The organism is Acidovorax sp. GW835-FHT14B10 (genome assembly GCF_058793725.1).
This window is the reverse complement of the sequence record NZ_JBXAGC010000002.1, coordinates 62,796-85,753: the sequence shown is the minus strand read 5'-3', so window position 1 is coordinate 85,753 and position 22,958 is coordinate 62,796. Positions and strand designations below refer to the sequence as shown.

Annotated in this window: 22 protein-coding genes and 1 tRNA gene; 7 read left to right on the top strand and 16 right to left on the bottom strand. The window is 64.3% G+C overall.

The annotated features are described in order from the left end of the window. Positions 1–41: 41 nt before the first annotated feature. The 3 genes from AC1Q5S_RS02300 (at position 42) to AC1Q5S_RS02290 (ending at position 2,483) form a co-directional block, all read left to right on the top strand. On the top strand, positions 42–881 hold the full coding sequence (locus AC1Q5S_RS02300; RefSeq protein ID WP_303833192.1) for a DUF429 domain-containing protein: 840 nt from the start codon (positions 42–44) through the stop codon (positions 879–881). Positions 882–998: 117 nt separating this feature from the next. Next, on the top strand, positions 999–1,649 hold the full coding sequence (locus AC1Q5S_RS02295) for a LysE family translocator (protein ID WP_303833194.1): 651 nt from the start codon (positions 999–1,001) through the stop codon (positions 1,647–1,649). Between the two features lie 144 nt (positions 1,650–1,793). Then, positions 1,794–2,483, top strand: a complete 690-nt coding sequence (locus tag AC1Q5S_RS02290; protein ID WP_303833196.1) for a histidine phosphatase family protein — start codon at positions 1,794–1,796, stop codon at positions 2,481–2,483. On the opposite strand, the gene AC1Q5S_RS02285 is transcribed toward AC1Q5S_RS02290, so the two are convergent. The 7 genes from AC1Q5S_RS02285 to AC1Q5S_RS02255 all read right to left on the bottom strand — a co-directional run bounded on the left by AC1Q5S_RS02285 (position 2,470) and on the right by AC1Q5S_RS02255 (position 10,042). Next, positions 2,470–3,096, bottom strand: coding sequence for a hypothetical protein (locus AC1Q5S_RS02285; RefSeq protein WP_303833198.1), 627 nt, complete (start codon positions 3,094–3,096; stop codon positions 2,470–2,472). The genes AC1Q5S_RS02290 and AC1Q5S_RS02285 overlap by 14 nt on opposite strands. Positions 3,097–3,103: 7 nt before the next feature. Continuing rightward, a complete protein-coding gene (locus AC1Q5S_RS02280; protein ID WP_492238267.1) occupies positions 3,104–4,507 on the bottom strand; it encodes an amidase in 1,404 nt (467 codons plus the stop codon). A 19-nt stretch (positions 4,508–4,526) separates the two neighbouring features. Next, complete coding sequence (locus tag AC1Q5S_RS02275) at positions 4,527–6,017, bottom strand: ABC transporter substrate-binding protein (protein ID WP_492238266.1); 1,491 nt, start codon at positions 6,015–6,017, stop codon at positions 4,527–4,529. 75 nt (positions 6,018–6,092) lie between these two features. Next, a complete protein-coding gene (locus AC1Q5S_RS02270) occupies positions 6,093–6,956 on the bottom strand; it encodes an ATP-binding cassette domain-containing protein (protein ID WP_492238265.1) in 864 nt (287 codons plus the stop codon). A gap of 74 nt (positions 6,957–7,030) precedes the next feature. Next, positions 7,031–8,068, bottom strand: coding sequence for an ABC transporter ATP-binding protein (locus AC1Q5S_RS02265; RefSeq protein ID WP_422205962.1), 1,038 nt, complete (start codon positions 8,066–8,068; stop codon positions 7,031–7,033). Beyond that, complete coding sequence (locus tag AC1Q5S_RS02260) at positions 8,068–8,937, bottom strand: ABC transporter permease (RefSeq protein WP_303833205.1); 870 nt, start codon at positions 8,935–8,937, stop codon at positions 8,068–8,070. Before AC1Q5S_RS02260 ends, AC1Q5S_RS02265 begins: the two co-directional genes overlap by 1 nt. Before the next feature lie 142 nt (positions 8,938–9,079). Continuing rightward, complete coding sequence (locus AC1Q5S_RS02255; RefSeq protein ID WP_303833206.1) at positions 9,080–10,042, bottom strand: ABC transporter permease; 963 nt, start codon at positions 10,040–10,042, stop codon at positions 9,080–9,082. 214 nt (positions 10,043–10,256) lie between these two features. On the opposite strand from AC1Q5S_RS02255, the gene AC1Q5S_RS02250 reads away from it, so the two are divergent. After that, positions 10,257–10,514: a YfhL family 4Fe-4S dicluster ferredoxin gene (locus tag AC1Q5S_RS02250; RefSeq protein ID WP_092699126.1), complete on the top strand. Its 258-nt coding sequence runs from the start codon at positions 10,257–10,259 to the stop codon at positions 10,512–10,514. Between the two features lie 85 nt (positions 10,515–10,599). On the opposite strand, the gene pth is transcribed toward AC1Q5S_RS02250, so the two are convergent. The 7 genes from pth to AC1Q5S_RS02215 form a co-directional block, all read right to left on the bottom strand. Beyond that, positions 10,600–11,208, bottom strand: a complete 609-nt coding sequence (gene pth / locus AC1Q5S_RS02245; RefSeq protein WP_303833209.1) for an aminoacyl-tRNA hydrolase — start codon at positions 11,206–11,208, stop codon at positions 10,600–10,602. Positions 11,209–11,307: 99 nt separating this feature from the next. Beyond that, positions 11,308–11,946 (bottom strand): 50S ribosomal protein L25/general stress protein Ctc, encoded by a 639-nt coding sequence (locus AC1Q5S_RS02240; RefSeq protein WP_303833211.1) that lies wholly within the window; start codon positions 11,944–11,946, stop codon positions 11,308–11,310. A 176-nt stretch (positions 11,947–12,122) separates the two neighbouring features. After that, complete coding sequence (locus tag AC1Q5S_RS02235; protein WP_026437159.1) at positions 12,123–13,097, bottom strand: ribose-phosphate pyrophosphokinase; 975 nt, start codon at positions 13,095–13,097, stop codon at positions 12,123–12,125. 46 nt (positions 13,098–13,143) lie between these two features. Continuing rightward, positions 13,144–13,220, bottom strand: a tRNA-Gln gene (locus tag AC1Q5S_RS02230). Between the two features lie 22 nt (positions 13,221–13,242). Then, positions 13,243–14,106 carry a 4-(cytidine 5'-diphospho)-2-C-methyl-D-erythritol kinase gene (gene ispE, locus AC1Q5S_RS02225; RefSeq protein ID WP_492238264.1) on the bottom strand — a complete coding sequence of 288 codons (864 nt, stop codon included), beginning with the start codon at positions 14,104–14,106 and terminating at the stop codon, positions 13,243–13,245. A 9-nt stretch (positions 14,107–14,115) separates the two neighbouring features. Beyond that, positions 14,116–14,652 carry a lipoprotein insertase outer membrane protein LolB gene (locus AC1Q5S_RS02220; protein WP_492238263.1) on the bottom strand — a complete coding sequence of 179 codons (537 nt, stop codon included), beginning with the start codon at positions 14,650–14,652 and terminating at the stop codon, positions 14,116–14,118. Next, positions 14,652–16,430 carry a tetratricopeptide repeat protein gene (locus tag AC1Q5S_RS02215; protein ID WP_492238262.1) on the bottom strand — a complete coding sequence of 593 codons (1,779 nt, stop codon included), beginning with the start codon at positions 16,428–16,430 and terminating at the stop codon, positions 14,652–14,654. The genes AC1Q5S_RS02220 and AC1Q5S_RS02215 overlap by 1 nt, the downstream gene beginning before the upstream one ends. A 29-nt stretch (positions 16,431–16,459) precedes the next feature. On the opposite strand from AC1Q5S_RS02215, the gene mutM reads away from it, so the two are divergent. The 3 genes from mutM to mutY all read left to right on the top strand — a co-directional run bounded on the left by mutM (position 16,460) and on the right by mutY (position 20,391). After that, positions 16,460–17,275 carry a bifunctional DNA-formamidopyrimidine glycosylase/DNA-(apurinic or apyrimidinic site) lyase gene (gene mutM / locus AC1Q5S_RS02210; protein ID WP_303833219.1) on the top strand — a complete coding sequence of 272 codons (816 nt, stop codon included), beginning with the start codon at positions 16,460–16,462 and terminating at the stop codon, positions 17,273–17,275. Positions 17,276–17,380: 105 nt separating this feature from the next. Next, positions 17,381–19,342, top strand: coding sequence for a dynamin family protein (locus tag AC1Q5S_RS02205; RefSeq protein ID WP_303833259.1), 1,962 nt, complete (start codon positions 17,381–17,383; stop codon positions 19,340–19,342). Next, a complete protein-coding gene (mutY, locus tag AC1Q5S_RS02200) occupies positions 19,339–20,391 on the top strand; it encodes an A/G-specific adenine glycosylase (protein ID WP_303833221.1) in 1,053 nt (350 codons plus the stop codon). The genes AC1Q5S_RS02205 and mutY overlap by 4 nt, the downstream gene beginning before the upstream one ends. A gap of 31 nt (positions 20,392–20,422) precedes the next feature. Here the strand turns inward: mutY and rapZ are convergent, their stop codons facing one another. Together rapZ and recN are read right to left on the bottom strand one after the other, a co-directional pair. Continuing rightward, positions 20,423–21,286: an RNase adapter RapZ gene (rapZ, locus tag AC1Q5S_RS02195; RefSeq protein WP_303833261.1), complete on the bottom strand. Its 864-nt coding sequence runs from the start codon at positions 21,284–21,286 to the stop codon at positions 20,423–20,425. Positions 21,287–21,288: 2 nt separating this feature from the next. After that, the gene (gene recN, locus AC1Q5S_RS02190) at positions 21,289–22,956 is read right to left on the bottom strand and encodes a DNA repair protein RecN (protein ID WP_303833224.1); all 1,668 of its coding nucleotides are present in this window, start codon (positions 22,954–22,956) and stop codon (positions 21,289–21,291) included. Between the last annotated feature and the right edge of the window lie 2 nt (positions 22,957–22,958).

The window sequence follows — 22,958 nt, the reverse complement described above, 5'->3', positions numbered from 1 at the left end:
CGGCCCTTTGCATTCAAGCTCTGCGATCTGCGCAAACGCCCATGACGACCGACCTGGCCACCCCCATGCTGCTGGGCTGCGATTTTTCCAGCAGCCCCAGCCGGCGCAAGCCCATCGTGCTGGCGCTGGGCCAGCGCGTGGCAACGCGGGTGCAGCTGCGAGGGCTGGAAACTTTCGACACCCTTGATGGACTGGCCCGCTGGCTGGCCCAGCCGCGTGCCTGGGTGGGCGGTTTTGATCTGCCCTTTGGCCTGCCGCGCGCGCTGGTGCAGGCGCTGGGCTGGCCGCTGCAGTGGCATGCGTGCATGCAGCACTACCGCACGCTCACGCGGGCGCAGATCCGCGACCAGTTCGCCGCGTTCTGTGACGCACGCCCCGTGGGCGGCAAGTTTTCCCACCGGGCCACCGACGGGCCCGCAGGCTCCAGCCCATCCATGAAATGGGTCAACCCGCCCGTGGCCTACATGCTGCACGCCGGCGTGCCGCTGCTGCTGGATGCGGGCGTGCACCTGCCGGGCCTGCACCCCGGCGACCCGCAGCGCGTGGCGCTGGAGGCCTACCCCGGCCTGCTGGCCCGCGAGATCCTGGCGCGCCGCAGCTACAAGAGCGACGACCGCGCCAAGCAAACGCCCGACCGGCTGATCGCCCGCAAGGACCTGGTGCACGCACTCGAGATGGGCCAGAGCCGCCTGGGCCTGCGGCTCAAGCTCAGCCACGCCCAGCGCGATGCGCTCGTGGACGACGCCAGCGGCGATTGCCTGGACGCCGTGCTGTGCCTCATGCAGGTGGCCTGGGCGCAGCAGCGCCATGAAGCGGGCGACGCGCTCTATGGCCTGCCCCAGGGGCTGGACGGCCTGGAGGGCTGGATTGTCACGGCCTGACCTGCGCCGCCGCCCTGGCCGCGCGACGCACCGGCCGATGCGGCGGCATCTTCCGCAGGGTTTGTGCCGCGACGTTGGCACAATGGACAGCTACCGTATTGGTAGATACTCCTGGCCATGCCTGCTTTCGAAACCCTGCTCACTTTCTTTGGCGTGTCGGTGCTGCTGGGCCTGACACCCGGCCCTGACAACCTGTTTGTGCTGCTGCAATCGGCCCAGCGCGGCTGGCGTGCCGGCATGGCGGTGGTGGTGGGCCTGTGCGCCGGCCTCGTGGTGCACACCGCGGCCGTGGCCCTGGGGCTGGCGGCCGTGTTTGCCGCATCGGCCATGGCGTTCACCGTGCTCAAGTACTGCGGCGCGGCCTATCTGGCCTATCTGGCGTGGCAGGCCCTGCGGGCACCCGCCGCCACGGCCCAGGAGTCCGCCAGTGGCCAGGGCAATCCGGGCAGCCCCGCTGGCCCCAGCCTGGGGCGCATGGTGGGGCGCGGCATGGTCATGAACCTCACCAACCCCAAGGTGCTGGTGTTCTTCCTGGCCTTTTTGCCGCAGTTCGCCGACCCGGCGCGTGGCAGCGTGGCGCTGCAGCTGATGCTGCTGGGGGTGGTGTTCATGCTGGCCACGCTGCTGGTGTTCGGGGCCATCGCCTGTTTTTCCGGGGGCTTCGGGGTGCTGCTGCAGCGCTCGGCGCGCGCGCAGAACGTGCTCAACCGCATGGCGGGCCTGGTGTTTCTGGGCCTGGCGGTGCGGCTGGCCACGGCCGAGCGCTGACGCCTTTTCGGCCAGTCGCCGCACGGCCGGACGCGGCAGGTTGCACCGCCAGCAGACTATCAAATCAATAGCTGCTGGCGCTTGTTGCATAAGCGCTAGAGAAAAAATTCTTGAATTGTCATGCCCGGGTTTGATAATGGACGCATGACCGAACTCCTCCTCATCCGCCATGGCGAAACCGACTGGAACCGCGAGCTGCGCTTCCAGGGCCAGGTGGATGTGCCCCTGAACGCCACCGGGCACACGCAGGCGCACCGTCTGGCGCAGCGCCTGAGGGTGGAGAACCTGGCGGTCGATCATCTGGTGTGCAGCGATCTCATCCGCACCCAGCAGACGGCACAGCCCGCGCTGGCCGCGTTGCTGCCGCAACTGTCGCTCGATGCGCTGACCGACCCGCGCCTGCGCGAGCAGCATTTTGGCGTGGTGGACGGCCTGCGCGTGGACGATATCAAGGTGCAGCACGCCGCGGCCTGGGCGCAGTGGCTGCGCTTCGATGCCGATGGCGGCATGCCCGGCGGCGAGACCGCGCGGCAGTTCCACGCACGGGTGATGGAGGCGTTGCGCAGTCTGGCCCACCAGCATGCGGGGCAGACCGTCATCGTGGTCACGCACGGCGGCGTGCTCGACATGGTGTGGCGCACCGCGCGCGGCCTGGGTCTGGGCGGCCCGCGCCAGAGCGAGATCCCCAACGCGGGCCTGAACCGCGTGCGCCTGCAGGGCGATGCCATCGAGATCGTGCACTGGGCCGACACGCAGCACCTGGCCGGCCTGCCGGCACAGCCCGTGTACGACCAGACCCGGTTGCAGCGCGCCGAAGGCGTCAGGCCTGCCTGACGCCCTTGTCGCCCCTTACCAGTGCCAGATAGGCGCTGCGGGTCTGCGCCGACACGGCATTCACCAGCTGCTCGTGCGGCGTCTTGTGCCGCGCCAGCATGCGTGCCGTGGCGATGGTCTTGGACTTGCAGAACCAGTGGCAGGTGTGCTGCATCAGAAACAGTTCGGCCGACATCGTGAAGGCCTTGTCGCGCGGGGCCAGATGCGCCCCGTTGCGGACCATGTTCTCGATGCCCCGGGCGTGAATGGCCAAGGCCTGGCGCATGTCGAAGGTGGTGGCCGGAAACAGCTGGCTGGCAAATGGAACCGCCATGGCAAAGCGGCTGACGCGGGCGTCGGCCTCGTTCACCTGGGCGAACTCGGCGGCGAATCGGTTGAATTGCTCGCTCAGCTGCGACTCGGTGCTGCCCAGCAGGCTCCAGATCTGGTCGCGCCGCTCGGGCGTGCTCTCGCCCAGCGCGCGCAGATAGCCCTCGGTCAGGGTCTCCATGAGTTTTTCGATCTGGTAATGGCCCAGGTGGCTGGCCAGCAGGGCAATGCGCTTGCGTTGCTGCTGGTGGTTGAGGATGTAGCTGCCGATGGCGATCAGGAGGGCGAGGGTGAGAATGTCCATGGCCTGTTTATATCCCCGGCGGCTGGGGCCAGGCTTTCTGCGGGGCGCGAATCTGCTCGAACGCATGGGCCAGCTGCAGCACACCCAGGTCATCGAAGCGCGGGCCGGCGATCTGCAGGCCGATCGGCAGGCCGCTGGCCGTGTAGCCGCAGTTCACCGACGCAGCGGGCTGCTCCGACATGTTGAAGGGCACGGTGAAGCCGATGTGCTCCAGCGGGCGCAGCGGGTCGTTGGTGGGCGAGGGCAGCTCGGCTGCAAAGGCCGGCATGGGCGCCACGGGCGAGATCACGTAGTCGAAGGCATTGCAGGCGCGCACGGTGGCCACGCGGGTCAGGTGGAACTGCTGGCTGGCGTGAAACACTTCGGTGCCGCTCAGGCCCGCGGCGCTGTCGGCCCAGGCGCGGATGTAGGGCAGCACCTTGCGCTGCTGTGCCGCCGGCAGGGCCTGCAGATCGGTGAGCGAACGCAGGCGCCAGAAATGGTCCATGCCGTCGAGCATGGCCTGCGTCATGAAGGGCTGCATGGGCACGATATGGGCGCCGGCCTGCTCCAGCCAGCGGGCTGCCTGTTCGATGGCGGCGCGCACCTCGGGCTCGACGGCGAGGCCGCAGCCCGCCTCCAGCAGCAGGCCGATGTGCAGACCGCGAAGGTGTTCGGCACCCTGGTCGAACCGGCCCCAGGCGATGTCCTGCGCGGGCAGGGCCATGCTGTCGCGCGCGTCGCTCTGGCCCAGCACCTGCATCATCAGCGCGGCGTCCGCCACCGTGCGTGTCATGGGGCCGGCGGCGCGGCCGGTGTAGGGCGGATCGATGGGAATGCGGCCCAGGCTGGGCTTCAGGCTGAAAATGCCGCACCAGCTGGCCGGCAGGCGCAGCGAGCCGCCGATGTCGGTGCCGATGTGCAGCGGGCCATAGCCTGCGGCAGCCGCGGCGCCTCCGCCCGCGCTGGAGCCGCCGGGGCCCTTGGACAAATCCCAGGGGTTGCGCGACAGCGGATGAAAGCTCGACAGTCCCGAGGACAGCATGCCGTAGTCGGGCATGGTGGTCTTGGCCACGACCACGGCGCCGGCTTCGCGCAGGCGCGCGGCTGGCGGTGCGTCGGCGGCGGCGGGCACCAGCGTGGTGGCCGCGGTGCCCAGGGGCATGGGGTCGCCGAGCGTGGCGATGTTTTCCTTGATGGTGGCGGGCACGCCATCGAGCGCACCGAGGGGCTCGCCGCGCAGCCAGCGGGCTTCTGATGCCCTGGCCTGCGCCAGGGCGGCTTCGGGGCGCAGCAGGTAGGTGGCCTGGATGTGGGGCTCCCAGCGCCCGATGTGGGCCAGCACATCGGCGACCACCTCGACCGGGGACAGGGTGCGCTGGCGGTAGGCCGCGAGCAGGGCGTGGGCGGGCAGGTCGTGCAGGGCGTTCATGGTGCGGGTGGCGCCGGTGTCAGGACCAGGAAAGGGCCGAGAGATCGTTCACGAAGATGGGCATGTCTTTCCACAGCCCCCGGAGGTTCTTGTTCGCCACCGTTACCCATTGCGGCTGGTAGAGGAAACCGTGCACGGCCTCTTCGGCCAGCAGGCGCTGCGCGTCGCCCAGCAGGCGGGCGCGGTCGGCCGGGCGCGGGGCGTTCTTGATCTTGTCGAACAGCGTGTTGAACTGCGGCGAGTTGTAGCCCCAGTAGTAGTCGGGCTTGGCAAAGTTGCCCAGGTCGAAGGGCTCGACATGCGAGATGAGCGTGAGGTCGTAGTTCTTGTTGCCGTAGGTGCCGCTGAGCCACTGGGCCCATTCCACGTTCTGGATCTTGCACACGATGCCGATCTTGGCCAGCTGCGCCGCAATCACCTCGCCGCCCTGGCGGGCATAGGGCGGCGGGGGCAGGGTGAGCGTGAGTTCCAGCGGGATCTTGACGCCGGCCTCGGCCAGCAGCTTTTTGGCCTTGTCGATGTCAAAGGGGTTGATGCCCGTGGTGTCCACATAGCCGAACGCGCCTGGCACATAGTGGCTGCCAATGGGCACGCCATAGCCGTCGCCAGCACCTTCGATGACGGCCTTGCGGTCGATGGCGGCGACAATGGCACGGCGCACGCGCACGTCGCTCAGGGGCTTTCGGTCGTTGTTGATGGCCAGGATGGTCTTGGCGCGCGAGCCGCTCACCACCACCTGAAAACGCGGGTTGGCCTTGAACTGGGCCACGCTGCGCGGCGTGACGCGGGCGAACAGGTCCACGTCGCCGGCCAGCAGCGCCGCCACCTGGGCGGCCGGGTCGGAAATGAAGCGGAACGTGGCCCGGCGCATCCTGATGCTGCCGGGTGCCAGAAAGCCTGGCCATGCGTTCAGCGTGATGGACGCACCCCGGTTCCAGGCGCCCAGCACATAGGGGCCGGTGCCCACGGGCCGGGTGGCGTTGGTGGCGGCGCTTTGGGGCTCGACGATGATGGCCGTGGCCTGGCCCAGCACGAACAGGAAGTCGGGGTCGATGTCCTTGTGGATCAGTACCACGGTGTGGTCGTCCACCACCTGGGTGGTGAGGTTGGCAAAGGTGCGCTTGTCCTTGTTGGTGCTCTTGTCGCTGCCCGCACGGTCGAACGAGAACTTGACCGCGCTGGCAGTGAAAGGCACGCCATTGCTGAACTTCACCCCCCGGCGCAGGCGCAGGGTGTAGGTTCGCAGATCGGGCGACACCTCCCAGCTTTCGGCCAGCAGCGGCGACACGCTGCCGTCGGTGTTGATCCGGGTGAGCGTCTCGAAGATGTTGTAGTGCACGATCTCGGCGATGGCCGAGGCGGCGCCGGCCGTGGGGTCCAGTCCCGGTGGCTCCAGCGTCATGGCCAGCACCACGGTGTCCTTGCGGCTCTGGGCCAGGGCACCCCAGGGCGCAGCCAGGGGGGCAGCAGCGATGGCGCCAGTGGCCAGGACGGAGCGGCGGTTCAGCATGTTCGATTTCTCCAGACGAAACAAGGTGATGGGGCTCCCGCTTGCAGAGGTGCCCTTGGTCAGAAAGGATTCTTTTTACACCATGGGGCGCAGGGCTTCGCCGGCCCTCTGCGCCCGGCGTGCCCGGGCACGCCCCGGCTCGATGCGGGGCACGGCGTTGACCAGGGCGCGGGTGTAGGGGTGCCGCGCGTTGTAGAACAGTTCCTCGGGCGCGCCGCGCTCCACGATGCGCCCCTGGTACAGCACCACCACCTCGTCGCACAGGTGGTTCACCACGGCCAGGTCGTGGCTGATGAGCAGGTAGGTGATGCCGAACTGCTGCTGCAAATCCAGCATCAGGTTGAGCACCTGGGCCTGCACCGAGACATCGAGCGCACTCACGGGCTCGTCGGCCACGATCAGGCGGGGACGGGTGATGAGCGCGCGTGCAATCGCGATGCGCTGGCGCTGGCCGCCCGAGAACTCGTGCGGGTATTTGTCCAGGTCGGTACTGCGCAGGCCCACCTGTGCCAGCACCTGCGCGGCCTGTTCGCGTTGCTCGGCACGGCTGGTGCGGCCCTGGGCCTGCAGCGGCTCGGTGACGATGCGTTCCACCGGTTGGTGCGGGTCCAGCGAGCCATAGGGGTCCTGGAACACCATCTGGAAGTCGCGCCGCGCATGCCGCAATTCGGCGGCAGTCAGGCGGTGCAGGTCGCGGCCCAGCAGGTGCACCGTGCCGGCGGTAGGGGTGTCGAGCGCCATCACCAGCCGGGCCAGCGTGGACTTGCCCGAGCCCGATTCGCCCACGATACCCAGGCTGCGGCCCGACTCCACGCGCAAGTCCACGCCCTGCAGGGCCTGCACCTGCTGCGGCGTTTGACACAGGTGCGTGCGCGGCAGCGGGTAGTGGCGCACCAGTTGCGTGACCTGCAGCAGGGGCGGGTGTGCACCGGCGGCCATTGTTGAATCATGTGGGCCTGTAGCGCCTATAGCTTGTGCGCTAGCAGCTATCACTTCAGTAGTATTTGCAGGATTCATGCGCGGGCCCCGTGCGCGACGGCCACCGCATCCAGCCGGATGCAGCGCACCAGGTGTCCTGCACCCCCGGTGCCCAGCGGCACGGGCGGCGGTGCGGTGCTGTGGCAGGCGGCCACCGTGAAACCGCAGCGCCCGGCAAAGGGGCAGCCGGCGGGCAGGTGGGTCAGTTCGGGCACGGTGCCCGCGATGGTGGCCAGGCGCGGGCGCTCGCCGGCGCGGCGCGGCACCAGTTGCGGGCGCGCCGCCAACAGGCCGCGCGTGTAGGGGTGGGCCATGGCCGAAAAAACCGTCTCCGTGGGGCCGCTCTCCACCACGCTGCCGCCATACATGACCAGCATGCGGTCCGCGTTCTGCGCGATCACGCCCAGGTCGTGCGAGATCAGGATCAGCGCCATGCCGCGCTCGGCCACCAGGTCGCCGATGAGGTCCAGAATCTGCTGCTGCACGGTCACGTCGAGCGCCGTGGTGGGCTCGTCGGCAATCAGCAGATCGGGCCCGCAGGCCAGCGCCATGGCAATGGTGATGCGCTGGCGCTGCCCGCCCGAGAACTGGTGCGGGTAGTCCTCCAGGCGCCGGGCGGCGTCGGCAATGCCCACGCGCTCCAGCAGGGCCAGGGCCTCGCGGCGTGCCGCAGTGCGGCCCATGCCGCAGTGCAGTCGCAACGGCTCGGCCACCTGGTCGCCAATGCGGTGCACGGGGTTCAGCGCCGCCATGGGCTCCTGAAAGACCATGCCGATGCGGTTGCCGCGCAGGCGGCACAGCGCGGTGTCGTCCAGCCCCACCAGTTCCTGTCCATCCAGAAGAATGCTGCCGCTGGCCTGCGCCGCTTCGGGCAGCAGGCCCATGAGCGCCAGGGCGGTGAGCGACTTGCCACAGCCCGATTCGCCCACCAGGCCCAGGGTCTCGCCGCGGTGGAGCGTGAAATCGATGCCGCGCACGGCGTCGGCGGCGCCCCGGTGGGTGTGCAGGTGAATGCGCAGCTGGGTGACCTGCAGCAAGGGCGTGGGTGCGGTGGATGGGCGGTCGGTCGGCATCAGCGTTGGCGGGTCAGACGGGGGTCGAGCAGATCACGCAGGCCGTCGCCCAGCAGGTTCAGGCCCAGCACGGCCAGGGCAATGGCCACGCCGGGCCACACGGCCAGCAGTGGTGCCTGGAACATGAGGGTCTGGGCGTCGCTGAGCATGCGGCCCCAGGATGGCTGCGGGGGTTGTGTGCCCAGGCCCAGGTACGACAGCGCCGCCTCGGCCAGGATGGCAATGGCGAACTGCACCGTGGCCTGCACGATCAGCACCGAGGCGATGTTGGGCAGCACATGTTCGAGCGTGATGCGCACACTGCCCTTGCCGCAGGCCCGCGCCGCCAGGATGAAATCGCGCGACCCCACGGCGTTGGCCGAAGCCCGCGTCACCCGCGCAAAGGTGGGAATGTTGAAGATGCCGATGGCGATGATCGAATTGACGATGCCCGCGCCAAACACCGCTGTCATCATGATGGCCGACAGAATGGCCGGAAAGGCGAAGGTGAAGTCGGCCAGCCGCATGATGGCTTCTTCCACCCAGCCACGCCGCGCGGCGGCAAGCAGCCCGAGCGCCACGCCCAGGCCCATGCCAATGCCTACCGCGATCACACCCACCAGGAGCGAGTTGCGCGCGCCCACCAGCAGCAGCGAGGCCACGTCGCGGCCAAAGGCGTCGGTGCCCAGCCAGTGCAGGCCGCTGGGCGGCTGCAGCTTGGCCGGCAGGTCCATGTCGTAGGGCGACCAGGGCGTCCAGACCAGCGACAGGGCCGCGGCGGCCAGCAGCAGCAACACCAGCACCGCACCGGCAACAAAGCTGCGGTGGCGCAGGGCGCGGTGCAGCCAGCGGGGGGGCGGCGCAATGGAGGATGAAGTGGTCGCGCTCATCGGCTTGTCCGCATCTTCCCGTGGCGCCGGCGGTGCTGGAGACCGGCACGCCCGCAGGCCAGTGCCACCGTGGAACTGGCTCTGCCAGGCCACGGGTGGCGTCCCCCTGGGGGGAAGGCGCGCAGCGGCTCAGGGGGGTAATTCATATATCGCTGGCCTTCACGCGCGGGTCGATCACGGCGTACAGCAGGTCCACCAGGAAGTTGACAGCGACCACCATGGCCGCCAGCAGCATCACGCAGTTGCGCACCACGATCAGGTCGCGGTTGGCGATCGACTGGAAGATCAGCCGGCCCAGGCCCGGAAGATAAAACACGTTCTCCACCACGATGGTGCCGGCCAGCAGGTTGGCGAACTGCAGACCCATCACGGTGACGACCGGGATCATGGCATTGCGCAGTACATGGCCCCACAGCGCCGCCCGCCGTGAAAGGCCCTTGGCGCGCGCGGTGCGCACGAAATCCTCGCGCAGCACATCCAGCACGGCCGAGCGCGTGATGCGCGCCAATATGGCTGCCTGCACCACCGCCAGGGCGATGGCCGGCAGGAGCAGCGCCTTCAGGGCTGCAATCGGGCTGCCGCCGCTGTCTTCGGTCCAGCCCGGAAACCCGCCGGCGGCAAACCACTGCAGCTTCACCGAGAACAGCAAGATCAGCAGGATGGCGAACCAGAAGTTGGGGATGGCAATGCCCAGCTGGGCCAGGCCCATCGTGCCCACATCGCCCCAGCGGTTGTGGCGCGCGGCGGCGTAGAGGCCGGCCGCGAGTGCCAGCACCGTGCTGAGCACCATCGCCATCAGCGCCAGCGGTACCGTGAGCGCCAGGCGCTCCAGCACCAGTTCCAGCACCGGGCTGCCATAGGCGTAGCTGTCGCCCATCTCACCCACCAGCAGACCGCCCATCCATTGCCAGTAGCGCTGCGCCGCGGGCTGGTCCAGCCCCAGCTGGGTGGCAAGGGCGGCCACCGCGTCGGGTGGGGCATCGGGCCCCATGAGCACCTGGGCGGCATTGCCCGGCAGGATGTCCAGCACCAGGAACACGACCACCGATGCGCCGAGCAGCGTGGCCAGAAGGGTCAGGAATCGCTTGAGAAGAAAGAAACCCATGGGTTGGTGCGGGTGGTGCTTGTCCGTGTGCTTCAGCCGGTTGGAGAAGGCGGCTTGCGCAGCATACCGGCAAAGCACCCCTGATCGCAGTGGTGTGTTGTGCCGGGGGTCAAGGCGGTGCAGGGCAGGGGCGCGGGATAATCCAGGGCATGACCGTCTTCTTGAACTCTCCGTATCGGCATCCGGCCTGCCCGCTTTCCGCAGGGAGGTCCGCATGGCGCTGAGGATCACCGACGAGTGCATCAACTGCGATGTGTGCGAGCCCGAGTGCCCGAATCAGGCCATCTCTGTGGGCGAGGAAATCTACGAGATCGATCCCGACAAGTGCACGGAATGCGTGGGCCATTTCGACGAGCCCCAGTGCGTGCAGCTGTGCCCGGTGGCATGCATCCCGGTGGACCCCCGGCATGTGGAGAGCCGGGAAACGCTGTGGCAGAAGTTCCAAAGACTGCAGGCGGCCACCAAGGTTTGAGTGTGTTGGGCCTCTGGCACTTGTTCATTCAGTGCCAGAGGCGATAAAAACAGTAGTGCACTGAGGGCGCAGCCGCTGCGGAATGTCACTGGCCTTCGGGGCGCGGTGGCTTGGGACGCGGGGGTTTGGTGGTATGGACCAGCAGCGTGGCTTTGTCCATGTCGCCCGCCAGCATGGCGGCCTGGGCCTTGAGCGAATGCTGGATGCTGTCCTCGATCAGGGTGCGCTGGTCGGGCGAGGGTTTTTTCAGGACCCAGTTGGCCACTTCGGCCTTGACGCCCGGATGGCCGATGCCGATGCGCAGGCGCCAGTAATCGGGTGAACCGAGCTGGGCATGGATGTCCCGCAGGCCGTTGTGTCCGGCATGGCTGCCGCCGCGCTTGAGTTTCACCTGGCCGGGTGCAATGTCCAGTTCATCGTGCGCCACCAGGATTTCCTCGGGCTGGATCTTGAAGAACCGCGCGAGCGAGGCCACTGATTTCCCTGACAGGTTCATGAAGGTCTGGGGTTGCAGCAGCCAGACACTCTGGCCATGCACGCTGGTGCGGGCCACCAGGCCGTGGTAGCTGCGCTCGGGCACCAGCGTGGCCCTGAGTTCGCGCGCCAGCGCATCTATCCACCAGAACCCCGCGTTGTGGCGGGTGGCCTCGTAGTCGGGCCCCGGGTTGCCCAGGCCCACAAACAGTTTGATCATGTGCGCAATTATCGGTAGCTACCAATGAAAACGGCCCACACAGGTGGGCCGTTGGATGCGGCGCTGCCGAGGCAGGCCGCAGAGACCGGTGCGCCGGTCTTACTTCTTGCCCTTGCCCTTGCCCTTGGCATCGGCGGCAGGTGCCGCGTCGGCAGCAGGTGCAGCCACTTCCACCACGGGGTTGGCCACGGAGACCAGCACGGGGTTGTTGTTCTGGCCGCCACGGATCACGGCGTTCACGCCCTTGGGCAGCTTGATGTCCTTGAGGTGCAGGGAAACACCCTTCTTCAGCGTGCTCAGGTCCACGGCAATGAACTCTGGCAGGTCCGACGGCATGCAGGTCACATCGAGTTCGTTCACGATGGGGTTCACCAGGCACTTGTCCACCTTGACCGCGTCGGATTCTTCGGCGCCGCTGTAGTGCAGTGGCACCTTCATGTGCAGCTTGGTCTTTTCGTCCACGCGCTGGAAGTCGATGTGCAGCACCAGTTGCTTGTAGGGGTGGTATTGCACGTCGCGCAGCAGCACCTTGGAGGTGGTGTCGGCCAGTTCCATGTCCAGCACGCTGGAGTGGAAGGCTTCCTTCTTGAGGGCGTGCCACAGTGCGTTGTGGTCGATCTCGATGAGTTGGGGTTCGGCGGAACCACCATACACGATGCCAGGCGTCTTGCCCGAATTGCGCAGACGGCGGCTCGCACCCGTACCCTGCTTGGCGCGCTCAAAAGCGACGAAGTTCATAGTTAGCTCCTGAAAAGGGACGACCGCGACCAGTCATTCCCTGTTGAAAAAAGGCTTGTTGCGCCCGGATGGCGGCAAGCCCACAACAATGTCCCCGAACAGGCAAGCCTCCCGAAGGAGGCCTGCAAGCATCTGAACCGGCGACAACCATGCCTCGCGAGAGGCGGGGCCGACGCTCAGAAAAGATTCTCTTGGTCCGAGAACAAACTCATCACCGACTCACCCTTGGCAATGCGCTGGATCGTCTCGGCGATCAGCGGAGCCACGGAGAGCTGGCGGATTTTCGTGCATCCCTTGGCGTTATCGTTCAAGGGGATGGTGTTGGTCACCACCACTTCGTCGAGGGCAGAGCCCTGGGCGATGCGTTCAATGGCGGGGCCCGAGAAAATGGGATGGGTGCAGTAGGCATACACCTTCTTGGCACCACGCTCCTTGAGTACTTCGGCGGCCTTCACCAGCGTGCCTGCGGTGTCGATCATGTCATCCATGATCACGCAATTGCGGCCTTCGATCTCGCCGATCACATGCATCACTTCGGACACGTTGGCCTTGGGGCGACGCTTGTCGATGATGGCCAGGTCGCAGCCGAGTTGCTTGGCAAGGGCCCGGGCGCGCACCACTCCACCCACATCGGGCGAAACGACGATCAGGTCTTCGTAGTTCTTCTGGCGCAGATCGCCCAGCAGAACGGGCGACGCGTAGATGTTGTCGACGGGGATGTCGAAGAAGCCCTGGATCTGGTCGGCATGCAGGTCCATGGTCAGCACACGGGCCACGCCCACGGCTTGCAGCATGTTGGCGACCACCTTGGCAGAGATCGGAACCCGGCTGGAGCGGGGGCGGCGATCCTGGCGGGCATAGCCAAAATAGGGGATCACGGCGCTGATGCGCTCTGCGGAGGCGCGCTTGAGCGCGTCCACCATGATCAGCAGCTCCATGAGGTTTTCGTTGGTGGGCGCGCAGGTGGACTGCACCACGAAAACGTCGCGGGCCCGCACGTTCTGTTTGATTTCGACGGTGACTTCGCCGTCGGAGAAGCGTCCCACATCAGCAGCACCCAAAGTGGTGCCAAGGTGTTGGGCAATTTCAGCCGCCATGCCAGGATTGGCATTGCCGGTGAAAACCATGAAGTCGGGTTGGTTGGCTTGCATAGCGTCCCAGCAGTCTGAAAAAAGAGCCCGTACGCGAAAAGAAATTTGGCAGGGGAGAAAGGATTCGAACCTTTGCATGCCGGAATCAAAATCCGGTGCCTTAACCAGCTTGGCGACTCCCCTACACAGGTCAACTGCAAAGCAATCAACCTTCATTCTTGTCTGACGCCCATCCTGCCAGAGGATGAACCATCAGATTTTCACATGTCCTGACCTGCCAGCCACTGGGGGCGTTTTGAAGGTCAACAGCATGCGATATTTGTGCAAACACTGCACTGCCTGAACCGGTCATTCGACCTTGCAAACCGCGCGATTCAAGCCACCGAATGGCTTGGGTCACTTCGGGGCACAAGGCCTGGGCGACTGGTTGCAAGTCATTACAACCGAAATTGTAGTGTGCTGCAGCAAAGCCTAAGATTGTAGCACTATCTGAATCACGTTTCAGATCAGGAGCGGAAAAAATTGATTTCGTTTCCAGACCCGCCTCGGGTTTCACTACGGCAAAACTCGCTTGCGGTAGTTGATTTGCCTTCTCAAGCGGCGTGATTATCTCACCAATTCCCTCTACCCAGGCGTTGCGGCCGCGCAAAAAAAATGGCACGTCGGCGCCCAGTTTCAGTCCGATCGCTTCCAGCGCGGTGAGGGGCAGGTTGAGTTTCCACAGGCGGTTGAGGGCCAGCAGCGTGGAGGCGGCGTCTGACGAGCCGCCTCCCATGCCGGCCTGCGCAGGAACTCTTTTCTGCACCCCGATATGAACGCCCAGGGGGCAGGTGGTGGCCGTTTGCAGGGCCTGTGCTGCGCGGACGGTCAGATCGATGTCGGGAAGCGGAGGGCCAAGGTCCTCGCGGGTGATGCCGCCATCATGGCGCAACTCGAAATGCAGGGTATCGCACCAGTCGATCATCATGAAGACGGACTGCATCAGGTGGTAGCCGTCAGTTCGTCGGCCCGTGATATGCAGAAAGAGGTTGAGCTTGGCCGGGGCCGGCACGTCGTACAGGGCGAGCATGAAGTGGTATCAGCGGGTCAGGATGATGCGCAGTGTGGCCTGTGGCGTCGGCGTGTGGCGTTGCGCCACCAACCGCCCGGCGGAGAGAGCCGACAGATCGACCTGCCAGCCAACGGCATCCACATGGATGCCTTCGAGCCAGCTGAACAGTGCAGCGACCGGAATATCCGTGCCCAGCACATCCCGCAGCAGGGCATCCAATGATTCGGACTCCCGGGTGTTCTGGCCCGTGGTGATCTCTGCGTGGCTGGCATTCCACTGGATCCGTGCGAGGGTGTTGCCCAGAGGGTTGAACAATACGAATTGGCCTTGCTGCGCCGATCCTGAGAGCTCAAAAGATGCGGAAAAAGACTGCGACGCCGTTTCTTCCACTTGCAATGCCAGGCGTCCTGTCCACGGGGCGCGATGGGGGTTTTCCGGTGTGGCCGGCGGATGGGCGCAGCCGGCCAGCAGCAGAACAAAGACCGCGAGCAAGGATGCAAACCAGTGGGGCAGCCTTTGGGTCGCGCCTTGCGGTTGCAGACCCTGTGGCGTGGCATGCAGCATCAGGGCATGGCTCCCAGTCGTTTCAGGGTGTCTTTGAGCGTTTCGTTGTCTGGGTTCAGGCGCAAGCCCTCGCGCCAGACACTGGAGGCTTGTGCACGGTTTCCGGTGCTCCAGAGGACTTCGCCAAGGTGCGCTGCAATTTCGGCATCGGGCCGGGCCTTGAAGGCGATCGATAGCAGGCGCAAGGACTCGGTGCTGTTGCCGAGGCGAAATTCGACCCAGCCCAGGCTGTCTGTGATGAAGGGGTCGCCAGGAGCGTATTCCAGCGCCTTGGAGATCAGGGCTTTGGCCTCTTCCAGGCGCAAGCCCCGTTCCGCGAGGGAGTATCCCAAGGCGTTGTAGGCGTGGTGGTAATCGGGCTTCCGCTCAATCAGCTGCCGCAGCAACTGCTCCATCATGGTCGGATCACCTGATTTTTCGGCCAGCATGGCCTGGTCGTAGACCAGTTCATTGTCTTCCGGGTCCTGGGCTACCAGTTCCGCCTGGACGGCCAAAGCCTCCTTGTACAAGCGCATTTCCTGCAGCAGCTGCACCTCTGCCTGCAGTTTCATGCGGGCATGGCTGGGGGTATTGCCCGGCAGTCCGCGCAGCAGTGCGCGTGCCTGAGAAAGTTTGCCCTGTTGTGCGAGCAGGGATGCGCGGCGGCGTTGTGCGCTGAGCATCTCTTCCGAATTTTCGATGCGTCCAAGCCAGGATTCGGCCGCGGCGTAGTCTTTGTTCTTTTCGGCAATTTGTGCGGAGAGAAGGTAGGCCTGGGTCAGTCCACGCCGCTGCAGATCCGGGTCTGAGGTGGCGGCATTTGTCAGCTCCATGTAGCGTTGCAGTGATTTTTCCGCATTGCGCAGTCGGTTGTCCTGAAATTGCAGCGTGGCAAGGGCAAGCCATGCTTCCCGCAGATCCGGCTTGTCGCGCGTCACTGTCTCCAGTTGTTGGCGCGCGGCTGGGTAGCGTTGCTGGCCCAGCAGGACGCGGGCATATGCCGTGCGCAGGTCCGGGTCGGGGTGTTTGGCAAGGTGGGTTGTGACCAGCAACTCTGCTTCGGGTACTCCCTCTTCCATCAGCTCCAGGGCCAGCGGCATGGCAACCGCGTTGGCTGCGTCGAGCGTCACTGCCTGGCGAGCCGCATCCAGAGCACCCGCCTTGTTGCCGGCCGCCAGGCGCATACGGCCCAGTGCGGTCCATGCTGCAGGACCCGTGGCGGGGTGCAGAAGCTCATCGGTGAGCGCCCGCTCCACCACATTTGCCGCCAGTGACTTGTCGCTGGCGCGGCCATACATCGGGGGGAGGGCTGACAGGGCCGAGGCCTTGGAGGCGGCGGGCACTTGCGCCAACTCCTGTCGCAGCAGTTCCGGAGTCTCGCCGATGCGATTGAGCGCAATGAGAATCTGCAACGTGTAGCGGTTGGCTTCTCGCGATTGGGGTTGCGCCTCTTTCCATGCCCGTGCCGCTGCCAATGCGTAGTCGCCAGACCGGGCTTGCAAGGCAATATCGGCGGCACGCCGATACAAGGCGCTTTCTCCGCTGCGCCGCGCTGCTTCCAGCATCAGCGAGTAACCCGCTCCGGGATCTCCGGACTGGGTGGTCAGCTCGCCCAGGAAAATTTCATAGAAAAGCTCGGCATCGAGCTGTGCGCTGGGAATGTGCGGGGGGACAACTTCGGCGCTGCTGAGCGGCCCCCCGGACTGCGTCCATCCGGTGGTGGCTGTTGCCAGCAGAGCGGCGGTGAGAAGGGCTGTTCGAAAGCGATGAGATGGCACCATCGGGCCATAATAATCCATGCTCTTCAACCTGTTTTCAAGGCGATGGCATGCCTGAGTTGCCCGAAGTGGAAGTGACCCGCCGCAGTTTTGCGCAGGCCATTGCCGGGGCTCGGATCGAGTCGGTTCGGGTGGGCAAGCCGTTGCGGTGGCCGCTGGGGTGTGCGCCGCAATCGCTGGTGGGGCAAAAGGTGGTTGCGATACGCCGACGGGGCAAATATTTGCTGGTGGATCTGGATTCCGGTCTTTTGCTGCTGCATCTGGGGATGTCCGGAAGCCTGCGCTTCAGTCCTGATCTGCCTCCGCCGGGCGCGCACGATCATTTCGACGTGATGACCTCGCAGGGGACGCTGCGCCTGCATGATCCCCGGCGTTTTGGTGCCGTGGTGTACGCAGCAGACGAGCAAGCTGCAGTTGCACAGAAATTGTTGGGCGGGCTGGGGATGGAGCCGCTGTCCGACGTCTTTACCTACCCCGCCTTCGAGGCAGGGCTCAAGGCGAGTCGTGCGCCCATCAAGCAGGTGCTGCTGGCGGGACGTCTGGTCGTGGGTGTGGGCAATATCTATGCGTCCGAGGTGTTGTATCTGGCGGGCATTCGCCCTACCGTTCCAGCGCAGCGCATAGGTCCGCAGAGGGGGCGCAGGCTTTTTGACGCCATCCGGACGGTGCTGGCGCGTGCGGTGGAACTTGGCGGCAGTACGCTGAAGGACTTTTCCAGTGCCGACGGGATGGCCGGACATTTCCAGCACGAAGCGAATGTGTATGGGCGGGATGGTGCGCCCTGCCACCACTGTGGCAGCGCCATCCAGCTGCTTCGCCAGGGGCAGCGCAGCAGCTATTTTTGTCCTCGATGCCAACGCGCGTAACGGGGCGGTGTTGACAGTCAACACATGGATCGCATCCACGGCACCGTCAATGCTATATTTTGTGGATATCTACGCATAGGCCGTACATCGCACTCCGGGAGCAAAGTGGGACCATCATTCAACGAGCAGTTCGACGAGCACGGCTTCTGGCGGCGTGAGTTTGCGCACCAGATTCGCCGTCTGTCCGAGTGGATGTCTGATCACGAGCTCATGGACGCTGCGGTTCAGGAGCGTCTGAGTCGCCTGGAAGCACAGGTGCGCAGCGATAAGGTGACGGTGGCTTTTGTCGCGGAGTTCTCGCGCGGCAAATCAGAGCTGATCAACGCCATCTTCTTTGCCGGCTATGGCCGTCGCATCATGCCTGCCAGCGCCGGCCGCACGACGATGTGCCCCACGGAATTGGGCTACGACGCTTCGGTGGCGCCCTGCCTTCGGCTGCTGCCAATCGATACCCGGTTGCAACTGCAGGGCCTTGCCGAATGGCGGTTAAAACCCGATCGCTGGGTGGAAATCCCGCTGGATGTCAACAATGCCGACCAGATCGCCAAAGCACTGGAGAAGGTTGCAGAGGTTCGAAAAGTTACGCTGGATAACGCGCGGGCGCTTGGGTTCTGGCACGACGAGCTCGCAGACGACAACCCGGTGCCTGATGCGGATGGCTTGGTGGAAGTGCCGATGTGGCGCCATGCCATCATCAATATCCCCCATCCCTTGCTGAAGCAAGGGTTGGTGATTCTGGATACCCCGGGATTGAATGCGGTGGGCGCCGAGCCCGAGTTGACCGTCAATCTCATTCCGCAGGCCCATGCGGTGGTGTTCATCTTGAGTGCAGACACGGGAGTTACCCGTTCGGACCTGGCAATCTGGCGAGAGCACCTGGCGACGTCTGCGGAAAGCCTGGAAGCACGGCTGGTGGTTCTCAACAAGATTGATACCTTGTGGGATACCCTCAATTCGCCGCACGAAATCATTGCGCAGATGAACCGGCAATGCGCGACCTCTGCGGAAATGCTGGGTGTGCCGCTGGCGCAGGTGGTGCCTGTTTCTGCCCAAAAGGGGCTGCTGGCAAAAATCACGTGTGACGATCTTCTTCTCGAATCCAGCGGCCTGCCTTCACTGGAAGAGGCGCTGGCCAGGGGGATCATGGGCCGTCGTCAAGCCATCCTGCGTGCTGCCGTGGCAACGGGTGTGGCGGGTTTGCGTGCTGAAACTGCGCGTGTCATCAATATTCGTCGCAGGGATTTGGACGATCAGATGGCTGAACTGCGAAATCTCCGGGGCAAAAATGCTTCGGTGATCGTGTCGATGCGCCACCGTGTTGAGCAGGAACAGCGCGAGTTTGATATGAGCGCTGCCAAGATTCAGGCGGTTCGTGCGGTGCATCTCAAGCTGTTGCGGGACGTTTTTCATCAGTTGGGGGCGAAGTCCCTCAAGCTGGAGTTGACCGAGTTGGCGCAAATGCTCCAGCAAAAAGGGCTGAAGCTCGGCGTGCGCAAGATCTACGTCCAGACCTTTGAAAAATTCAGGGGAACGTTGGATAAAGCGCAAGCATCCAGTATTGAAATACAGGCGATGCTAGGGGGCACGTTTCGCCAGCTGAATGCGGAATTCGGGTTTTCTTTGCAGGTGCCCCCCCCTCCGAAACTCGAACACTTTGTCCAAGAACTCTCGCAGATTGAGCAGAGCCATCTGCAATACCTTGGGGTTGGCAATGTCCTGAAGCTGGCGCAGCCTGAATTCGCCGAGCGCCTGGTTCGTGCCTTGGCCATGCGTTTGCGCACGGTGTACGAGTCGGCGGCCAATGATCTGGAATTGTGGAGCAAGTCTGCTACGGCTCAACTGGACGCCCAGTTGCGTGAGCGCCGTCGGAGTTTTACCAGACGCATAGAGGCGGTTGACCGGATTCAGCATGCAGCCACTGGCCTGGTGGAGCGAATTTCAGAGATCGAGGCGGGTGAAGAGGAACTCATTCAACTGGAACGACGCTTGACCGAACTGACAGCCCAGTTGATAGCGTTGCCCGTCTCGGCGGAGGCCACAGAACGCCCCGGGCTGATGCCTGCATGATTCTTTCGGAAACAGATGTTGCCACGCGAGTGGTTCACTGGCAGGCAATCCACGGACGCAACCACCTGCCTTGGCAGCAGACACGCGATCCTTATCGGGTCTGGCTGTCTGAAATCATGCTGCAACAAACCCAGGTCAGCACGGTGCTGGGCTATTACGCGCGGTTTTTGGAGCGGTTCCCCGATGTGAGCGCCTTGGCCAACGCGTCGCTGGATGAGGTCATGGCTCTGTGGAGTGGCCTCGGGTACTACAGCCGGGCACGCAATCTCCACCGCTGTGCACAGACTGTTGTCAGCGAGCACGGCGGAATTTTTCCCCGCAGTGCGCAGGTGCTGGCTACGTTGCCCGGAATTGGGCGCTCAACGGCGGGCGCGATTGCGGCTTTCTGTTTTGCGGAGCGCACGCCCATCCTGGACGCCAACGTGCGAAGGGTGCTGACACGCGTGCTGGGTTTTGACGAGGATCTGGCAGTGGCTCGGAACGAGCGGACATTGTGGGCGCATGCACAGGCCTTGTTGCCATCGGTGGACATTGACACGGCGATGCCGCGCTATACCCAGGGTCTGATGGATTTGGGGGCCAGCTTGTGCATGCCTCGCAATCCCGCTTGTCCGCAATGCCCTTTGCAGACTGTGTGCGTTGCACATCGCGTTGGGGAGCCCGAACGGTATCCCGTGAGAACGCGCAAGCTCAAGCGCCGCTCAGAATCGTGGTGGCTCATGGTTCTGGAGGATCCTGCGGGGAAATTTTGGTTGTCCCGCCGCCCTTCGGCAGGCATATGGGCTGGCCTGTATTGCGTGCCCATCTTTCCCCTTCGGTCGGATGTCTCGGCATTTTTCGATGCAGCAGGGCGCCCCTCTGTGAAAACCATGGAGGAGGGGGTCCCTTTTCTTCATGTGCTGACCCATCGCGATCTGTACTTGCATCCTGTGATCGTGCGGCAATATGGTGAGGCAACGCCAGACGATGGCGGAGGCTGGTTTACTGCGGAACAGATCGCTGTCATGGGCCTTCCTGCCCCCGTTCGCAAACTACTGGCCCGGCTGTAGGCTCAGCAGGACCTCGCTGTGGCACGTTTTTTTAGCGACCATCCAACTCGCGATGGCGTCGCAGAACGGTCCATCGGTCGCTGAATACCTGGGCCAATTGCTCCACGAGATAGACGGATCTGTGCTGACCGCCTGTGCATCCGACGGCTACCGTCACATAGCTTCGGTGGTTCCGGTCCAGCATGTCCAGCCAATAGGAGAGAAATTTCTCGATGTGCTGGCCCATCAGCCGCACATCCGCCTGTTGGCGTAGAAAGTCTGCGACAGGGGCATCCAGTCCCGTCAGGTCGCGCAGCGCGGGTTCGTAATGGGGGTTGGGTAGCATCCGGACGTCGAACACATAGTCGGCATCCACGGGAATTCCCCGCTTGAATGCGAACGACTGGAAAACCAGTGTGAGCTGCCCCGGCGCCGATGGCATCAGGTCTTTGACATAGCTCTGGAGCTGGGATGCCCTTATCGTGCTGGTGTCTATGACATGTGCCTGCTCCCGCAGATCCGTCAGCAAATCGCGCTCCAGTTCAATCACCTGCGTGAGTGCTCGACGGCCATCTGGAACATCATCATGCGACAAAGGGTGGCGGCGACGTGTCTCGGAAAAACGGCGAACCAGTGTGTCTGTGGTCGCATCCAGGAAGATGGACTGAACAATCACCCCCTGTTTGCGCAGACGGTCCAGTTCCCGGGGTACTTGCGGTAGTGACGTGGCGCTGCGCACATCCATGGCGATTGCCACGCGGTTCCCGTGGTGCTTGTGCTCCAGTGCCACAAAAGCGGGGAGCAATTCAGGGGGCAGGTTGTCAACGCAGTAATACCCGTAATCCTCCAGCGCATGCAACGCCACGGATTTTCCCGAGCCAGACATTCCGGTGATCAGCACAATTTCCAGGGACATGGTCATCGTTCCATTGTCGAGGTAGTAGCAAGGCTTAACATTTCGTTGGCATGCGCCAGGGTGGTTCCCGTGGGGTGTTCACCGCCAAGCATGCGGGCCACTTCCGCAATCCGCTGGTCGCCCAGAAGCGGCCTGACGGTGCTGGTGGTTCCGTCCGCATTGCGACGCTTGAACACCATGAGATGGTGGTCTGCATAGGCTGCCACCTGCGGCAAGTGGGTGACTGCCAGCACCTGCCGGTCGCGTCCCAGTTGCCGCATCAATCGACCCACAGTTTCTGCCACGGCCCCTCCGACGCCCGAATCCACTTCGTCAAAAACCAGGGTGGGCGCCGTACCCAGTTCGCTGGTGGTCACGGAAATGGCCAGGGAAAGCCGTGACAGCTCGCCGCCCGATGCGACCTTGCCGATGGGGCGGGGCGTCATGCCAGGGTGGCCTGCCACGAGAAAGGCAACGTCGTCCAATCCATGCAGTGCAGGCTCAGAGGCCGTTGTCACCGAAACCTCAAACACACCTCCCGTCATGCCCAGGCCCTGCATCGCCTGTGTGATGGCCGCGGACAGTTGGGGTGCAGCCTTTGCTCTACCGCGCGAAATGGCGCGTGCGATGGTTTGGTAGGCTTTGGCGGTGCTCGCTTGGGTTGATTCGAGGCTGGCGAGATCGGCTGCAGCGTCCAGACGCAGCAGTTCTGTTTTCCAAGCTTGCAGCAAGGCGGGCAATTCTGAAGGTTGGCGCTTGTAGCGCCTCGCCAGAGTCATCCACTGCGACACGCGCACGTCGAGATCTGCAAGACGTTCCGGGTCCAGGTCGGTACGCCTCAGATAGGCTTGCAGCGAGCGGATGACATCGCTGGTCTGCGCCAAGCTGGACGAAAGGATATTTGCCAGGTCGCCAAACACAGGTTCAAGCTGCTCGTGGTTCTGCAGTCGTGAGACAGCGCGCGTCAGTCTGGAATGTGCGCCCGACTCCTCCTCGTCGAGGGTTGCCAGTGCATCCTGGGCGGCTTCCAGCAGCGTGTGGGCATGCGAGAGACGCTGGTGCTGCATTTCCAGGTCCACCCACTCGTCGTCTCCGGGGGCCAGTTTGCTGATTTCAGCAATTTGCCATTGCAGCCGCTCGCGCTCTTGCTGCAGAGATGCTTGGGCCGCACGTGCTTCCTCCAGGATCTTCTGGGCGACACGCCATTGGGTCCAGCTTGCAGACAATTCCTGCAGCGAAATACCCGCATAAGCGTCCAGCAAGCCGCGCACGGAATCCGGGCGGGTCAGACTCTGCCATGCGTGCTGGCCATGAATGTCCAATAATTGATCCCCCAGGTGGCGGAGTTGCGTTGCGGTAGCCGGCGTGCCATTGATCCACGCTCGACTTTTCCCCAGGGTGTCTACGGTTCGGCGCAGTAGCAAGATGTCGCTGGCCTCGATCCCCGCTTCTTCGAACCATGGGTGCAAGTGGCTGGGGGAATCGAATTCTGCGCACACATCGGCATGGCGGGCGCCTTCACGCACGTACCCTGCATCCGCGCGAGCGCCCAGTGCCAGTTGCAGCGCATCCACCAGAATCGATTTGCCGGCCCCGGTTTCCCCGGTCAACACGGTGAAGCCTGTCTGTAGATCCAGAGCAAGTTCTCGAACAATCACGAAGTCCCGCAGGGTGATTCGCCTGAGCGCCATGA

Excerpts from the sequence above, each read along its gene's own strand:
- AC1Q5S_RS02300 (WP_303833192.1), top strand. The coding sequence starts at position 42 with ATGACGACCGACCTGGCCACCCCCATGCTGCTGGGCTGCGATTTTTCC.
- AC1Q5S_RS02295 (WP_303833194.1), top strand. The coding sequence starts at position 999 with ATGCCTGCTTTCGAAACCCTGCTCACTTTCTTTGGCGTGTCGGTGCTG.
- AC1Q5S_RS02290 (WP_303833196.1), top strand. The coding sequence starts at position 1,794 with ATGACCGAACTCCTCCTCATCCGCCATGGCGAAACCGACTGGAACCGC.
- AC1Q5S_RS02285 (WP_303833198.1), bottom strand. The coding sequence starts at position 3,096 with ATGGACATTCTCACCCTCGCCCTCCTGATCGCCATCGGCAGCTACATC.
- AC1Q5S_RS02280 (WP_492238267.1), bottom strand. The coding sequence starts at position 4,507 with ATGAACGCCCTGCACGACCTGCCCGCCCACGCCCTGCTCGCGGCCTAC.
- AC1Q5S_RS02275 (WP_492238266.1), bottom strand. The coding sequence starts at position 6,017 with ATGCTGAACCGCCGCTCCGTCCTGGCCACTGGCGCCATCGCTGCTGCC.
- AC1Q5S_RS02270 (WP_492238265.1), bottom strand. The coding sequence starts at position 6,956 with ATGGCCGCCGGTGCACACCCGCCCCTGCTGCAGGTCACGCAACTGGTG.
- AC1Q5S_RS02265 (WP_422205962.1), bottom strand. The coding sequence starts at position 8,068 with ATGCCGACCGACCGCCCATCCACCGCACCCACGCCCTTGCTGCAGGTC.
- AC1Q5S_RS02260 (WP_303833205.1), bottom strand. The coding sequence starts at position 8,937 with ATGAGCGCGACCACTTCATCCTCCATTGCGCCGCCCCCCCGCTGGCTG.
- AC1Q5S_RS02255 (WP_303833206.1), bottom strand. The coding sequence starts at position 10,042 with ATGGGTTTCTTTCTTCTCAAGCGATTCCTGACCCTTCTGGCCACGCTG.
- AC1Q5S_RS02250 (WP_092699126.1), top strand. The coding sequence starts at position 10,257 with ATGGCGCTGAGGATCACCGACGAGTGCATCAACTGCGATGTGTGCGAG.
- pth (WP_303833209.1), bottom strand. The coding sequence starts at position 11,208 with ATGATCAAACTGTTTGTGGGCCTGGGCAACCCGGGGCCCGACTACGAG.
- AC1Q5S_RS02240 (WP_303833211.1), bottom strand. The coding sequence starts at position 11,946 with ATGAACTTCGTCGCTTTTGAGCGCGCCAAGCAGGGTACGGGTGCGAGC.
- AC1Q5S_RS02235 (WP_026437159.1), bottom strand. The coding sequence starts at position 13,097 with ATGCAAGCCAACCAACCCGACTTCATGGTTTTCACCGGCAATGCCAAT.
- ispE (WP_492238264.1), bottom strand. The coding sequence starts at position 14,106 with ATGCTCGCCCTGTACGACGTGCCGGCCCCGGCCAAGCTCAACCTCTTT.
- AC1Q5S_RS02220 (WP_492238263.1), bottom strand. The coding sequence starts at position 14,652 with ATGCTGCATGCCACGCCACAGGGTCTGCAACCGCAAGGCGCGACCCAA.
- AC1Q5S_RS02215 (WP_492238262.1), bottom strand. The coding sequence starts at position 16,430 with ATGGATTATTATGGCCCGATGGTGCCATCTCATCGCTTTCGAACAGCC.
- mutM (WP_303833219.1), top strand. The coding sequence starts at position 16,460 with ATGCCTGAGTTGCCCGAAGTGGAAGTGACCCGCCGCAGTTTTGCGCAG.
- mutY (WP_303833221.1), top strand. The coding sequence starts at position 19,339 with ATGATTCTTTCGGAAACAGATGTTGCCACGCGAGTGGTTCACTGGCAG.
- rapZ (WP_303833261.1), bottom strand. The coding sequence starts at position 21,286 with ATGTCCCTGGAAATTGTGCTGATCACCGGAATGTCTGGCTCGGGAAAA.
- recN (WP_303833224.1), bottom strand. The coding sequence starts at position 22,956 with ATGGCGCTCAGGCGAATCACCCTGCGGGACTTCGTGATTGTTCGAGAA.